The organism is Kutzneria buriramensis (assembly GCF_003387475.1).
GTDB classification, from domain to species: Bacteria; Actinomycetota; Actinomycetes; order Mycobacteriales; family Pseudonocardiaceae; genus Kutzneria; species Kutzneria buriramensis.
Genome location: NZ_QUNO01000004.1, coordinates 143,913 through 157,070, shown reverse-complemented (window position 1 = coordinate 157,070; position 13,158 = coordinate 143,913). Strand labels below are relative to the sequence as shown.

Below are 13,158 nucleotides of genomic sequence, written 5' to 3'. Positions count from 1 at the left end.
ACATCCTCCCGAAAGTATACCGGGCGACCCCGCCCAAATCGCGGCAAGGACCCGGCTGAGAACGTCACAGAAGCCCGGAAGTGAACGGGCTAGGGTCCGCCGGGCTGGGGATGTCACTCGGTCCGGCTACGTTCGTCTCCGTGAGCCGTGATTTCCCCGCTGCCGTGTTTCATGTGAAACATGGTGTGTCAGCCGTAGGTGTCACGTGGCCCGCGACCTGGGGCATGTAGCGGCCCGAATCGCCAGTTGGGGGCCGACGGGCCCTGCACCTTGAGCCGCTTGACCACGTTCGGGCCGACGCCCTTGGCGATCTGCTGGAGCAGTTGGCGCTGGAGCAGCCGGAGCTGGGTCGCCCACGCCGTCGACTCGGCCTGCACCACCAGTTCGCCCTCACGCAGCGTCACCGGTTTCGCGTGCTGGGCCACCTCGGCCCCGACCAGATGTGGCCACTTCGCGAACACCTGACCGCCGGAGAGCTGCTCGTCCCAGCCCCTGTCCTTGGCCATCCGGGACACCAGCCGGCCGAGCGGCTGCGGGTCACGGTCGTCCGCGCCGGAACCCGACCAGCGCCGCCGCCGGCCGCGGTTGACCGCGGGCGTGCCGCGCTTCGACGGCTTGCGCGCCTTGGACGCCTCGCGGGCGGCGGCGAGGGCCGCGCGGGCCAGATCCGATCCCTTCAGTCCCTCCGGCAGCCGGTCGACCACCCGTTCGGGTTGTCCACCTTCAGGTGACGGCTTGGGGGTAGATCCCGTCCGATTTGCCCCGTTCGCCGCATTATCGGACGGTTTCGCGGTGGGTCGACGCCCCGGAGTGACCGAGTTATCCACACCATCCACAGGTTTATCCCCAGATGTGGGGGAAGTTGGGCCGGAGATGCGTACCCCTAGTGGCGGATTGCCCGCGGGCTCATCGGACACGGTTCACCTCGCCGTCGCGGACCTCGTATCGTGCGCCGGCCAACTCCTCCGGCACGTCCTCGGCGACCGCCGCGGTGATCAGCACCTGCTCCGCGTTCGCCGCCACCTTGGCCAGCTGCTGCCGGCGCCTGCGGTCCAGCTCGGCGAACACGTCGTCGAGCACCAGGACCGGTTCGGCCCCATCCTCACGCAAGAGCTCGTACGCGCCCAGCCGCAACGCCAGCGCGAAGGACCATGACTCTCCGTGACTCGCGTAACCCTTGGCCGGGTTGTCGCCGAGCGTCAGCTCCAGCTCGTCCCGGTGCGGCCCGACCAGCGAGACGCCGCGCTCCACCTCCTGCGACCGGACCCGGGCGATCTCGGCGAGCAGCGCCGCCTCCAACTCGTCGATGTCGGCCCGCTCCCGCCGCGGCAGCGCGTCGCCGAGCGTCGACCGGTACCGGATCGAGACCGGCCGCGACTCCGGGGCGACCCCGGCATACGCGGCCGCGACCAGCGGAGCCATGTCGTCGATCAGGTCGAGGCGGCCGGCGAGCAGCAACGCACCCTGCTTGGCCAAGTGGCCGTCCCACACCTCCAACGTGCTCAGGTCGCCACGCCCGCCGGCGCGGCGCGCGGCGCCCGCCGACTTCAGCAGGGCGCTGCGCTGCTTGAGCACACGTTCGTAGTCGGAGCGAATGCCGGCGTACCGCGGCGCCCGCAGGACCAGGAGGTCGTCCATGAACTTGCGACGCTCGCCGGGATCACCGCGCACCAGCGCCAGGTCCTCCGGCGCGAACAACACGGTGCGCAGGATGCCCAGCACCTCACGCGGGCGAGGCACCGGGCCGCGGTTGATCCGCGCCCGGTTCGCCTTGCCCGGCGTGATCTCCAGCTCGACCAGCAGCTCGCGGCCGGCGTTGACCACCGCCGTGCGGATCACCGCCCGCGGGCTGCCGGTGCGGACCAGCGGCGCGTCCGTGGCCACTCGGTGCGAACCGAGGGTGGCCACGTACCCGACCGCCTCGACCAGGTTGGTCTTGCCCTGGCCGTTGGAGCCGACGAACACGCTCACGCCCGGATCGAACGCCAGATCGGCGTGCGCCCAGGAGCGGAAGTCGACGACCTGGAGATGTCTGACGTACATCAGGCTTTCTGAACCGCGTGGCCGCCGAACTGGTTGCGCAGCGCCGCGACGGCCCGCATCGCCGGCGAGTCGTCCTGGCGGGAGGCGAACCGGGCGAACAGCGCGGCGGAGATCACCGGCGCCGGCACCGAGTGGTTGATCGCCTCCTCGACGGTCCACCGGCCCTCACCGGAGTCCTCCACGTAGCCGCGCAGGTCGTCCAGCTCGGGGTCGGAGTCCAGGGCGCGGACCAGCAGGTCGAGCAGCCACGACCGGACCACGGTGCCGCGCTGCCAGGCCTTGATCGTCGCCGGCACGTCCGTCACCAGCTCGGACGCCTCCAGCAGCTCGAAGCCCTCGGCGTAGGCCTGCATCAGGCCGTACTCGATGCCGTTGTGCACCATCTTCGAGAAGTGGCCGGCGCCGACCGGGCCGGCGTGCGCGAAGCCCTCCTCGCGCGGGCCCTCCGGGCGGAGCGCGTCGAAGATCGGCATTGCGTGCTCGACGTGCTTCTTGTCGCCGCCGACCATCAGGCCGTAGCCGACGTCCAGACCCCAGACGCCGCCGGACACGCCGCAGTCGAGATAGCCGATGCCCTTGGTGTCCAGGTGCGCGGCGTTGGCCGAGTCGTCGGTGAACCGCGAGTTGCCGCCGTCGATCACGAGGTCGCCCTCGGACAGCAGCTCGCCGAGCTGCTGCACCGTCTGCCGGGTCGGGTCGCCGGACGGCACCATGATCCACACTGTCCGCGGCGCCTCCAGCGCGCCGACCAGGTCGGCCAGGCTGGCGACGTCGGTGACGTCCGGGTTGCGGTCGTAGCCCACCACCTCGTGGCCGGCCTTGCGCAACCGCTCCCGCATGTTGAAGCCCATCTTGCCCAGGCCGATGAGTCCGAGCTGCACGATCGCGGTCCTCTCCTGTTACAGGCAGCGAGCTGGGTCAGCCGGGCAGGCGCACCGGCATCAGCAGGTAGAGGTAGCCCTCCACCACGCCTCCATCCTCGCCCACCGGCTTGATCAACGCGGGCCGGCTCGGTGTGGTGAACGACAAGTGGGCACGATCCGTGCGCACAGCCGCCAGGCCGTCGAGCAGATAGCCCGGGTTGAACGCGATCGTCACGGGCTCGCCGGTGAACTCGACCGGCAGCTCCTCCTCGGCGCTGCCCTCGTCGTCGCCGCCCGCGGACAGCCGCAGGCCGCCGTCGCTGAACTCCAGCCGGACCTGGGTGCCGCGCTCGGCCACCAGCGAGACTCGCTTGATCGCGTCCTGGAGCGAGGACACGTCGATGATCGCAGCCGCGTTGTGCTCAGCGGGCAGAAGTTGCCGGTACTTCGGGAATTCGGCATCCAGAAGTCGACTGGTGGTTCGCCGCCCGGTGCCCGACAGGCCGAGCAGGCCGTCGCCGGAGGCCAGCGAGAGCTCGACCGTCGAGCCGGCGCCGCCCAGCGTCTTGGCCGCGTCGGCCAGGTTGCGGGCCGGCACCAGGACCGCGGTGTCGACCTCGTCGGCCGGCTCCCAGTCGAACTCGCGCATCGCCAGCCGGAACCGGTCGGTGGCGACCAGGGTCAGCTTGCCGCCGTTGAACTCGACCCGGACACCGGTGAGCATCGGCAGCGTGTCGTCCTTGCCGGCGGCGACCGCGACCTGGCCGACCGCCTCGGCGAACACCTCGCCGGCCAGCGCGCCCGCCCGCTGCGGCATCGCCGGCAGCGCCGGGTAGTCCTCGACCGGCATGGTCGGCAGGCTGAACTTGGCGCTGCCACACGTGATCGAGACGCGGGCGCCGTCGACGGCGATCTCCACCGGGTGGTTGGGCAGCGCCTTGGTGATGTCGGCGAGCAGTCGGCCGGAGACCAGGGTCTTGCCGCCGGCCGCGATCGTGGCCGGGACGCCGACCTGCGCCGAGACCTCGTAGTCGAAGCCCGACACCGTCAACGCGTCGCCGGTGTCACCCTCGTCCGAGCCGGCGTCCAGTAGGACACCGCCGAGGACCGGGACCGGCGGCCTGGACGGCAGGCTTCGTGCGACCCAGGCCACGGCGTCGGCTAGACCGTCGCGCTCGACGCGGATCTTCATGAGGGCGTCCTTTCCTTCGGCACGACCGTGGTCGTCCCCGTGTCGTCCGGGCTCGGCACACGACCGGGTCCTAGGGGAGCCCAACGGTAGAGCGTGCGGGGCCGCTTCGTCATGTCGGGGCTTCCCGTCGCGAACCGGCGCTGTCCCCAACTTCGGCCACCCCCTGTTTTTCTTCTTTTCATCTCTTCGAAGAGATATCCAGTAACAGCAGTAAGGGGTGTGGATTGTGTGGACAACCGGGGTTTGCGCTGTTCAGGTGATGGCCGGGGGTGTGGGCAAGTACCCCGGGTGACCGGTGGACAACTCGGGGACCCCGTGGACAACTTCCCGGCTGCTCCGAACGGTCCACAGATCGGCGAAGTTGTCCACACATCCATCCCCAGATGTGGGCTGGTCCGTCCCCAGGTGTTGCACAGGGTGAAAGTGGCCCAGGTCTCCCCGATGTGGGTGACTGTGGACAACTTTTCTGGGAGCCGGGGCTGATCGGGCACCCCGGCCCGCCAGAAAAGTTCATCGACCGGGGGTTGCGGACGGCGGGGTCGACGGCCGGCGACGGGTCGCGTCGTCGCCAAGATCACGATGCCGCACGCAGGTCGCGGCGCCTTTCTGAGGGGGCCGGCGGGCCGATCCGGCGGTCGGCCAGAAAGCTCCGGCCGGCGCGAGGCGAGGGTGGGGACCCCGGGGCGCGGCCACCGACCTTTCTGACGGGACGGGTGGCGGGGCCGGGACGGTTCTCAGAAAGTTCGCCCGGACCCACGGGCCGCCGATCGGCGCGCACTTTTCTGGTCGAGGCGGCAGACCGGGGCGCGGCGCCGAGCAGAAAGGCGCCGGTCGCGTTCCCTGAGAAAGGTGCCGGTCGGCCCGTCGATGGGCGGGGCGGCGCGCGGAGGGGCCGACCGAAGCAAGGGGTTTCTCACCGGGTCGGGTGACGCTGTCGAGGGCGCGGTGAGAAAGATGCGTCGCCGATCGGCCGTCGGCCGGCTGGTTTCTCACCGTGCTCGGCGGCGGACCGGGGTGGTCGGTGAGAAAGGAGTCGGCGTCGCGGGCCAAGGGCCGGACAGCCGCGAGCGGCCCGCCGAAAGTCGGGGGCCGCTCAGGGGCGAAACGGGGTCAGGCGCGGGCGCGCTGCTTGATGCGGGAGGTCAGCTCCTGCACCTGGTCGTAGATGCGCCGGCGCTCGGCCATCTCCTTGCGGATCTTCTTGTCCGCGTGCATGACCGTGGTGTGGTCGCGGCCGCCGAAGGTCTGCCCGATCTTGGGCAGCGACAGGTCGGTCAGCTCGCGGCACAGGTACATGGAGATCTGCCGGGCCTGGGCCAGCGCCTTGGTCTTGCCCGGCCCGCACAGGTCGTCGATCGTCACGCCGAAGAACTCGGCGGTCACGGCCATGATGGTCGGTGCGGTGATCTCGGGGGCGTGCGAGTCCGGGATCAGGTCCCGCAGCACGATCTCGGCCAGCTGCACGTCCACCGGCTGCCGGTTCAGCGACGCGAACGCGGTCACCCGGATCAGCGCGCCCTCCAGCTCCCGGATGTTGCGCTCGATCCGGGCGGCGATGAACTCCAGCACCTCTGCCGGCGCGGCCAGCCGGTCCTGCGCGGCCTTCTTGCGCAGGATGGCGATCCGGGTCTCCAGCTCGGGCGGCTGGATGTCGGTGATCAGGCCCCACTCGAACCGGGTGCGCAGGCGGTCCTCCAGGGTCTCCAGCCGTTTCGGCGGCCGGTCGGAGGACACCACGATCTGCTTGTTCGAGTTGTGCAGCGTGTTGAAGGTGTGGAAGAACTCCTCCTGCGTGCCTTCCTTGCCCTCCAGGAACTGGATGTCGTCGACGAGCAGCACGTCGATGTCCCGGTAGCGGCGCTGGAAGGCGATCTTGCGGTCGTCCCGCAGGGAGTTGATGAAGTCGTTGGTGAACTCCTCGGTGGACACGTAGCGCACCCGCATCCCCGGGAACAGCCGCTGGGCGTAGTGCCCGACGGCGTGCAGCAGGTGGGTCTTGCCCAGGCCGGACTCGCCCCAGATGAACAGCGGGTTGTACGCGCGGGCCGGCGCCTCGGCCACCGCCACCGCGGCGGCGTGGGCGAACCGGTTGGACGCGCCGATGACGAACGTGTCGAACGTGTACTTCTCGTTGAGCCGGGTCTGCGAGTTGGTCTGGCTCGGCTGCGCGGCCGGCGGCCCGCTGAACGTCGGCCAGATCTCGTGCACGGTGGCCAGCGCCTCGCGCTCCTCGTCCACCTCGTCCTCGGATTCGCCGTCCTCGGACACGGTGATCGCCGCCATCGGCGCGGTCTGCTCCGCGGGCGCGACGGCCGGCGGGCGCGGCGTGGGGTTGGTGAGGAGCGGCATCGGCTGCGGGGCGGGGGGCGGCGGCGGGCCGGGGGTGGCGGTGCGTGGCACCACGGTGTCGACCTTGACGGCCAGTGACACCGGGCGGCCCAGTCGCCGGGACAGCGCGGCGGTGATCGGATCGCGCAGCGCCCGCTCGATGGCTTCCTTGGCGAAGTCGCTCGGCGCGCCGAGCAGGACCGTGCCGTCCAGCAGCCCGATCGGCCGAGTCACCCGCATCCAGGCGCGCTGTAGGGAGGACAGGGCCCCCGCGGCGAGCAGTTCCTGGACGACCTGGTCCCACACCTGACCGAGGTTGGTCTGGTCGTCGGACACGTCCCTGCTCCCCTCCCCTCGCCTGATCCGCTCACGCCGGGGTCGGCCGGCGAATGCGCAGCAGCCCCAGATCGTCACGTCCGGTGGTGTCGTGGACGTCGGGACCGTGTAGTCCACAGGTTGTCCACAACTGTGCACGAAGGTACGCCGGGACACTTCGGCGCCTCGCACTGGGTCTGGCCAGCGACGGGGTCCGGGTTCCGTGCGGACGGCTCGGCGCCACGTGTCGGGAGCCTCGGGCTGGTCCCGAGTCAAAACCGCGGAGGAGCACGCTAACAAGGCGTGGCAGCCGCCACAAGACGAACCTGCCGGTCACTCCCCCACCGTGACCCGTCTGTCGCCTGATGGGGTGGTGGAGGGGCCGATTTGAGAACCGGCGCTCGGCTGCGTACCCTCGAAAGGTCTCCCGCTGGTAGCGGGCGTCTTCGCGCGCCCGTGCCACTGAGTGTCGGAACGTGATCCGGCGCCCACGACTCTCGTCCGGACAGGCCGTTGCACTGCGGCGACCGCGCGAGTCGCGGCAGGGGACACCACCAGACCTGCTTGCAGTGAGCACCGGGAGACCCAGAAGTGAGCAAGGGTAAGCGCACCTTCCAGCCCAACAACCGTCGTCGCGCCAAGACCCACGGGTTCCGGCTGCGGATGCGTACCCGCGCGGGTCGCGCGATCCTGGCTGCCCGCCGGGGCAAGGGCCGCGCCCGCCTCTCGGCCTGACCCTGACGCGCCGTGCTCCCCGCGGCCGCCCGGCTGACCAGTGGCCAGGACTTCGGCCTGGTCGTCCGTCGGGGTCGCCGAGCCGGCAGACCCCGGCTCGTCATGCATGCCCTGACGAGCTCGGCGGACATCTCAGCACCGACGTCGCCCACCCGGACCGAGCCCGCTCGGACCAGGGTGGGCTTCGTCGTGAGCAAGGCCGTCGGCAACTCGGTGGTGCGCCACCGGGTCAGCCGGCGGTTGCGTCACCAGATGGCGGAGCGACTCGGGCAGCTGCCGGCCGGTACGGCGATGGTGGTGCGGGCGCTGGCGCCCGCCGCCACCGCGACCAGTGCCGAGCTCGGCCGTGACCTGGACGCCGCGCTGCGCCGCCTCGGCCTGACGGGAGGTGCCTCGTGACCGTCGCGGCGAAGGTGCTGGTGGCCCCGATCCGGGTGTATCAGCGGTGGATCTCCCCGCTGTTCCCCCCGAGCTGTCGCTTCTACCCGAGCTGTAGTGCTTACGCGGTGGAGGCGCTGACCGTCCATGGCGCGGTGCGTGGCAGCTGGCTGACCGTGCGTCGGCTGCTGCGCTGCGGGCCCTGGCATCCTGGAGGCTTGGACCCGGTGCCGCCACGGCAGCCGCGGACCGGAGCCAGTTCCAACACCGCTGCCGAGGAGTAGCTCAGTGCTCAACTTCATCTATTACCCCGTGTCGGGGATCTTGTGGGTGTGGCACAAGGTCTTCGGCTTCATTCTCGGCGACGGGTCCTTCGGCGGCGCGGCCAGCTGGGCGCTCTCGGTGGTGTTCCTCGTGTTCACCCTGCGCGTGATCCTCTTCAAGCCGTTCGTCGCGCAGGTCAAGTCGATGCGCAAGATGGCCGAGTTCCAGCCCGAGATCAAGAAGCTGCAGAAGAAGTACGCCAACGACAAGCAGAAGCTCGCGGCGGAGATGCAGAAGCTCCAGTCCGAGCACGGCGTTAACCCGCTGGCCGGCTGTCTGCCGGTGCTGCTGCAGGCGCCCGTCTTCATCGGCCTGAACCACGTGCTGCGGTCGTTCAACCGGCCGGGTCTGTCCTACGACCAGAACATCAAGATCGCCAACTACTGGCTGCCGCCCGACGACGTGAAGTCGTTCCTTCAGGCCCGACTGTTCGGCGCGCCGCTGTCCTCGTACATCGCGGACACCGACCTCGGCACCTTCGTGCCGCACGTGGACCGGCTGGACGTCATCCTGGTCTCGATCCCGCTGATGATCGTCGCCAGCATCGCGACCCACCTGACCGCCCGGCACAACGTGGCCCGGCAGACCGCCGCGGTGACCGCGAACCCGCAGACCGCGATCATGAACAAGCTGACCCTGTACTTGTTCCCGCTCGGTGTGCTGGCGTTCGGCGCCTTCCTTCAGATCGGTCTGCTGTTCTACTGGCTGAGCAACAACGCGTGGACGCTCGGGCAGCAGTACCTCGTCTACCACCGCATCGACCGGGAAGAGGCGGAGGCGAAGCAGAAGAAGGTCGAGCAGCGCAACAACCTCGCCCCGAAGCCCGGACAGAAGCCGATGCAGCAGGTGCGCCGCCCGGCCAAGCCGCAGGACGCCGTCCCGGCGACCGACCCCTTGGACACGGTGGCCGACAAGGCGCCCGAGCAGAGCGACTCCAGCAGCAACGGGGCGAGCGCGCCGGCCGGCGGCGCCGTCAACGGCAGCGGTGAGTCGACCAAGATCCCCGGTCTGGCCCCGGACCGAGCCCGTAAGAAGCAGAGCCGGAAGCGTCGCTGAGGCCGAGCTTTTCTGGAGAGGAGAGAACGTGTCGGAGACGGTGCAGGCGGCCGATGCCGACCAGGAGGAGACGACCGAGGAGCGGTCGTCGGCCAGCACCGAGGATCTGCTCGTCCAGGAGGGCGACATCGCCGGTGACTACCTGGAGCAGTTGCTGGACGTCCTCGACTACGACGGCGACATCGACCTGGATGTCGAGGCCGGCCGCGCGATCGTGAGCATCGACGGCGGCGAGGAGTTGGAGAAGCTCGTCGGCCAGCGCGGCACCGTGCTGGAGGCGCTTCAGGAGCTGACCCGGCTCGCGGTCCAGCAGGAGACCGGCGTGCGGAGCCGGCTGATGCTGGACATCGCTCAGTGGCGGGAGGGTCGCCGGACCGAGCTCCGTGAGCTCGGCAAGTCGGCGGCCGAGAAGGTGCTGTCCACCGGAGAGAAGGTGCGGCTCCAGCCGATGACCCCGTTCGAGCGCAAGGTGGTGCACGACGCGGTTGCCGCCGTGAAGGGCACCTACAGCGAGAGCGAGGGCGAGGAGCCTCAGCGTCGCGTGGTGGTCTTCAAGGAGCAGTAACTCGGCAGGATCGACGCGCGGCCCGTTTCACGTGAAACGGGCCGCGCTTTTTGTGCCGCACGGCGACGCGTGGCGTCCGTTGGCCGCCGTGTTTCACGTGAAACGGGGTCGTCAGGGAAGATGGGTCCGACATGGTTTCACGTGAAACGTGCGGACGGATTGGGAGCGTATGAGCGAGGCGTCGCAGCCGCCGATGGACGTCGTGGAGCGGGTGTTCGGCGGCGGGTCGTCGGGGGCAATCAAGTTCGCCGCGCTTCTGGCCGATCATGGAGTGGAGCGCGGTCTGATCGGACCGCGCGAGGTGGACCGGCTCTGGGACCGCCATCTGTTCAACTCGGCCGTACTCGCCGAGTTGGTTCCGCAGAACTGCCGGGTGGTGGACGTAGGCTCGGGGGCGGGACTTCCTGGCATCCCGTTGGCGATCACGCGGCCGGACATCCGGCTGACTCTGCTAGAGCCGATGGCGCGTCGCATCGCCTGGCTTCAGGAGGTCGTGGACACGCTCGGTCTCGACGTCGAGGTGATGCGGGGCCGGGCCGAGGAACCCGAGGTGCGTCGCCGGCTCGGTGGCAGCGACGTGGTCACCGCCCGGGCGGTGGCTCCCCTGGAGCGACTGGCCAAGTGGTGCCTGCCGCTCCTCCGGCCCGGTGGCGAGCTGCTGGCGCTCAAGGGGGCCAGCGCGGCCGAGGAACTGGATCGCGATGCGGCAGCGGTGGCGAAGGCGGGTGGCGGCCGGCAGCGGTTGGCCACGTGTGGCGCCGACGTGCTGGAGGTGCCGACGACCGTCGTGGTGATCGGGCGGGATGAACAGGTGGGGCGTCGTGACGGCGGGCGTCGGAGACGGAAGGATGGGTGAGCGTGTACTCGGATCCCCAGATCGGAGCGCCGCATGTTCCACGTGAAACAGCGAGACTCGCAGAGGCACACGACGGGCCCGTCGGAGCCGGAGAGGTACTACGCCCGATGAATCCAGCAATGAGCGAGTCGGTCATGGCCGGCGAAGGCGCCACCTGGACTCCGATCGAAGCCGAGGCTCAGCGCGCCGCCAAGGTGCTGCACCCGGATTCGTTGAAGCTCCCCCGCCCGGCCCACCGCCGCATCCTGACGGTGGCCAACCAGAAGGGTGGCGTCGGCAAGACGACCAGCACGGTCAACCTTGCCGCCGCCCTCGCCCTGCACGGTCTGAAGACGCTCGTGATCGACCTAGACCCGCAGGGCAACGCCAGCACCGCGCTCGCCATCGAGCACCGGTCCGGCACGCCGTCGGTCTACGAGGTGCTGATCGGCGAGATCTCCATCGCCGACGCGGCGGCGGTCAGCGAGCAGTCCGAGAATCTCTACTGCGTGCCGGCCACCATCGACCTCGCCGGCGCGGAGATCGAGCTCGTGTCCATGGTCGCCCGCGAGTCGCGGCTCAAGGAGGCGCTGTCCAGCGAGGCGCTCGACGAGCTCGGCATCGACTACGTCTTCATCGACTGCCCGCCGTCCCTCGGCCTGCTGACGGTCAACGCGCTCGTCGCGGCCAAGGAGGTGCTGATCCCGATCCAGTGCGAGTACTACGCGCTCGAGGGGCTCGGCCAGCTACTGCGCAACATCGACCTCGTGAAGGCGCACCTGAACCCGGCGCTGGACGTCTCCACCATCCTGCTCACCATGTACGACGGCCGCACCAAGCTGGCCGACCAGGTGACCAGCGAGGTGCGTGGGCACTTCGGCGACACCTGCCTCCAGACGGTCATCCCACGCAGTGTGAAGGTCTCCGAGGCGCCTGGCTACGGCCAGACGGTGCTCGCCTACGACCCGGGCTCCCGGGGCGCGATGAGCTACCTGGACGCCGCCCGTGAGATCGCCGACCGCGGCACCGAGATGGAGAACGCATGACACCGCCGGAACGCAAGGGTGGTCTGGGCCGCGGCCTCGCGGCGCTGATCCCCCAGGGGCCGCCTCCGGGCGAGACCAACGGCGGCGGTGTCACGATCGGCACCATCCCGGACAGCGCTCCCCCGGCCGTCGTCGGCGGCAACACGGTGGCCGGCGCGGTCTACCGCGAGGTGCCGATCACCGAGATCAAGCCGAACCCGAAGCAGCCTCGGCAGGTCTTCGACGAGGAGGCGCTCGCCGAGCTGGAGCACTCCATCCGCGAGTTCGGGCTGATGCAGCCGATCGTGGTCCGCGAGTTGGGCCGCGGCTCGTACGAGCTGGTGATGGGCGAGCGCCGCTGGCGCGCCTCGCAGCGTGCCGGCCTCGACGCGATCCCGGCGATCGTGCGGCAGACCGCCGACGACGCGATGCTCCGCGACGCGTTGCTGGAGAACATCCACCGGGCGCAGCTGAACCCGCTCGAAGAGGCGGCGGCCTATCAGCAGCTGCTGGACGAGTTCGAGGTGACGCACGAGGAACTGGCCAGCCGCATCGGCCGCAGCCGGCCGGTCATCACCAACACCATCCGGCTGCTGAAGCTGCCGCTGCCGGTGCAGCGCCGCGTCGCCGCCGGCGTGCTGTCGGCGGGCCACGCCAGGGCGCTGCTCGGCCTGGAGGACTCCGGCTCGCAGGAGGATCTGGCGGCGAAGATCGTCGCCGAGGGGCTGTCGGTGCGGGCCACCGAGGAAGCGGTGACGCTGGCGAAGAGCGAGGCGCCGGCCAAGCCGAAGCCCGCTCCCCGCAAGCCGATCCACGCCCCCGGTCTCCAGGACCTCGCCGACAAGCTGTCGGACTCGTTCGACACCCGGGTCAAGGTCGAGCTGGGACGTCGCAAGGGCCGGATCGTGGTCGAGTTCGGGTCGGTCGACGACCTCGAACGCATCGTCGGCCTCATCGCGCCGGATGCGGCAAATCGGACACGGATCGACGACATCCAGTCACCTTGACCACTTACGTCACGGTGACGAAGCGGTTTTTCGGGGCGGACACGCCGGCGGGAACGAGGATGAGTCGCGCCGGTGACGAAGGGGTCTGATCCGGGCGAGCCAGCGGAACGAAGCGTGAGTCGCGCCGTCGGCGGAGAGGACTTCGAGCGGGACGCGCCGGTGGGGGATGAAGAAGAGCCGCGCCCGGCGACGACAAGGATTCGAGCCGGGCGGGCGGCAACGACGGTGAGTCGCGCCGGTGACGAAGGGGATTCCGACCGGGGGCAAGCCGGCGGATCGAATGTGACTCGCGTGCCGGTGGCGATGAAGGTCGAGTGGGGCGAGCCGGCAGGAACCAGGAGAGTCGCGCCGGTGGCGAAGAGCGTTCCGGGAGGGCCGGGCTGGCGGATCGAATGTGACTCGCGTGCCGGTGGCGATGAAGGTCGAGCGGGGCGAGCCGGCAGGAACCAGGAGAGTCGCGCCGGTGGCGAAGAGCGTTCCGGGAGGGCCGGG

The 13,158-nt window shown here is 70.1% G+C and carries 13 protein-coding genes; 8 read left to right on the top strand and 5 right to left on the bottom strand.

Translation table 11 applies throughout. The features are described 5' to 3' along the window. Nucleotides 1–188: 188 nt before the first annotated feature. The 5 genes from BCF44_RS12675 to dnaA form a co-directional block, all read right to left on the bottom strand. The gene (locus BCF44_RS12675) at nucleotides 189–704 is read right to left on the bottom strand and encodes a DciA family protein (RefSeq protein WP_246014990.1); all 516 of its coding nucleotides are present in this window, start codon (nucleotides 702–704) and stop codon (nucleotides 189–191) included. 202 nt (nucleotides 705–906) lie between these two features. Beyond that, nucleotides 907–2,043 carry a DNA replication/repair protein RecF gene (gene recF, locus BCF44_RS12670; RefSeq protein WP_116174446.1) on the bottom strand — a complete coding sequence of 379 codons (1,137 nt, stop codon included), beginning with the start codon at nucleotides 2,041–2,043 and terminating at the stop codon, nucleotides 907–909. Then, the gene (gene gnd / locus BCF44_RS12665) at nucleotides 2,043–2,927 is read right to left on the bottom strand and encodes a phosphogluconate dehydrogenase (NAD(+)-dependent, decarboxylating) (RefSeq protein WP_116174445.1); all 885 of its coding nucleotides are present in this window, start codon (nucleotides 2,925–2,927) and stop codon (nucleotides 2,043–2,045) included. Before gnd ends, recF begins: the two co-directional genes overlap by 1 nt. A gap of 34 nt (nucleotides 2,928–2,961) precedes the next feature. Then, nucleotides 2,962–4,098, bottom strand: coding sequence for a DNA polymerase III subunit beta (gene dnaN, locus BCF44_RS12660; protein ID WP_116174444.1), 1,137 nt, complete (start codon nucleotides 4,096–4,098; stop codon nucleotides 2,962–2,964). 1,110 nt (nucleotides 4,099–5,208) lie between these two features. Continuing rightward, nucleotides 5,209–6,762 carry a chromosomal replication initiator protein DnaA gene (gene dnaA / locus BCF44_RS12655; RefSeq protein WP_116174443.1) on the bottom strand — a complete coding sequence of 518 codons (1,554 nt, stop codon included), beginning with the start codon at nucleotides 6,760–6,762 and terminating at the stop codon, nucleotides 5,209–5,211. A 570-nt stretch (nucleotides 6,763–7,332) separates the two neighbouring features. Between dnaA and rpmH the strand changes: the two genes are divergently transcribed. The 8 genes from rpmH (at nucleotide 7,333) to BCF44_RS12615 (ending at nucleotide 12,666) form a co-directional block, all read left to right on the top strand. Continuing rightward, entirely contained in the window at nucleotides 7,333–7,476 is a 144-nt protein-coding gene (gene rpmH, locus BCF44_RS12650; protein WP_084579815.1) for a 50S ribosomal protein L34, read from the top strand. A 12-nt stretch (nucleotides 7,477–7,488) separates the two neighbouring features. Then, complete coding sequence (gene rnpA / locus BCF44_RS12645; protein WP_116174442.1) at nucleotides 7,489–7,875, top strand: ribonuclease P protein component; 387 nt, start codon at nucleotides 7,489–7,491, stop codon at nucleotides 7,873–7,875. After that, nucleotides 7,872–8,138, top strand: coding sequence for a membrane protein insertion efficiency factor YidD (gene yidD / locus BCF44_RS12640; protein WP_116174441.1), 267 nt, complete (start codon nucleotides 7,872–7,874; stop codon nucleotides 8,136–8,138). Before rnpA ends, yidD begins: the two co-directional genes overlap by 4 nt. A gap of 4 nt (nucleotides 8,139–8,142) precedes the next feature. Beyond that, entirely contained in the window at nucleotides 8,143–9,234 is a 1,092-nt protein-coding gene (gene yidC / locus BCF44_RS12635; protein ID WP_116174440.1) for a membrane protein insertase YidC, read from the top strand. A 28-nt stretch (nucleotides 9,235–9,262) separates the two neighbouring features. Beyond that, nucleotides 9,263–9,799 (top strand): Jag family protein, encoded by a 537-nt coding sequence (locus BCF44_RS12630; RefSeq protein ID WP_116174439.1) that lies wholly within the window; start codon nucleotides 9,263–9,265, stop codon nucleotides 9,797–9,799. Between the two features lie 193 nt (nucleotides 9,800–9,992). Further along, nucleotides 9,993–10,655: a 16S rRNA (guanine(527)-N(7))-methyltransferase RsmG gene (gene rsmG / locus BCF44_RS12625; RefSeq protein WP_246015074.1), complete on the top strand. Its 663-nt coding sequence runs from the start codon at nucleotides 9,993–9,995 to the stop codon at nucleotides 10,653–10,655. A gap of 107 nt (nucleotides 10,656–10,762) precedes the next feature. Further along, nucleotides 10,763–11,680: a ParA family protein gene (locus BCF44_RS12620; RefSeq protein WP_116174437.1), complete on the top strand. Its 918-nt coding sequence runs from the start codon at nucleotides 10,763–10,765 to the stop codon at nucleotides 11,678–11,680. Further along, complete coding sequence (locus BCF44_RS12615) at nucleotides 11,677–12,666, top strand: ParB/RepB/Spo0J family partition protein (protein ID WP_116174436.1); 990 nt, start codon at nucleotides 11,677–11,679, stop codon at nucleotides 12,664–12,666. The genes BCF44_RS12620 and BCF44_RS12615 overlap by 4 nt, the downstream gene beginning before the upstream one ends. Nucleotides 12,667–13,158 lie beyond the last annotated feature (492 nt).

Coding starts and splice junctions, on each gene's coding strand:
- recF (WP_116174446.1), bottom strand. CDS start 2,043: ATGTACGTCAGACATCTCCAGGTCGTCGACTTCCGCTCCTGGGCGCAC.
- dnaN (WP_116174444.1), bottom strand. CDS start 4,098: ATGAAGATCCGCGTCGAGCGCGACGGTCTAGCCGACGCCGTGGCCTGG.
- rsmG (WP_246015074.1), top strand. CDS start 9,993: ATGGACGTCGTGGAGCGGGTGTTCGGCGGCGGGTCGTCGGGGGCAATC.
- BCF44_RS12620 (WP_116174437.1), top strand. CDS start 10,763: ATGAATCCAGCAATGAGCGAGTCGGTCATGGCCGGCGAAGGCGCCACC.
- BCF44_RS12615 (WP_116174436.1), top strand. CDS start 11,677: ATGACACCGCCGGAACGCAAGGGTGGTCTGGGCCGCGGCCTCGCGGCG.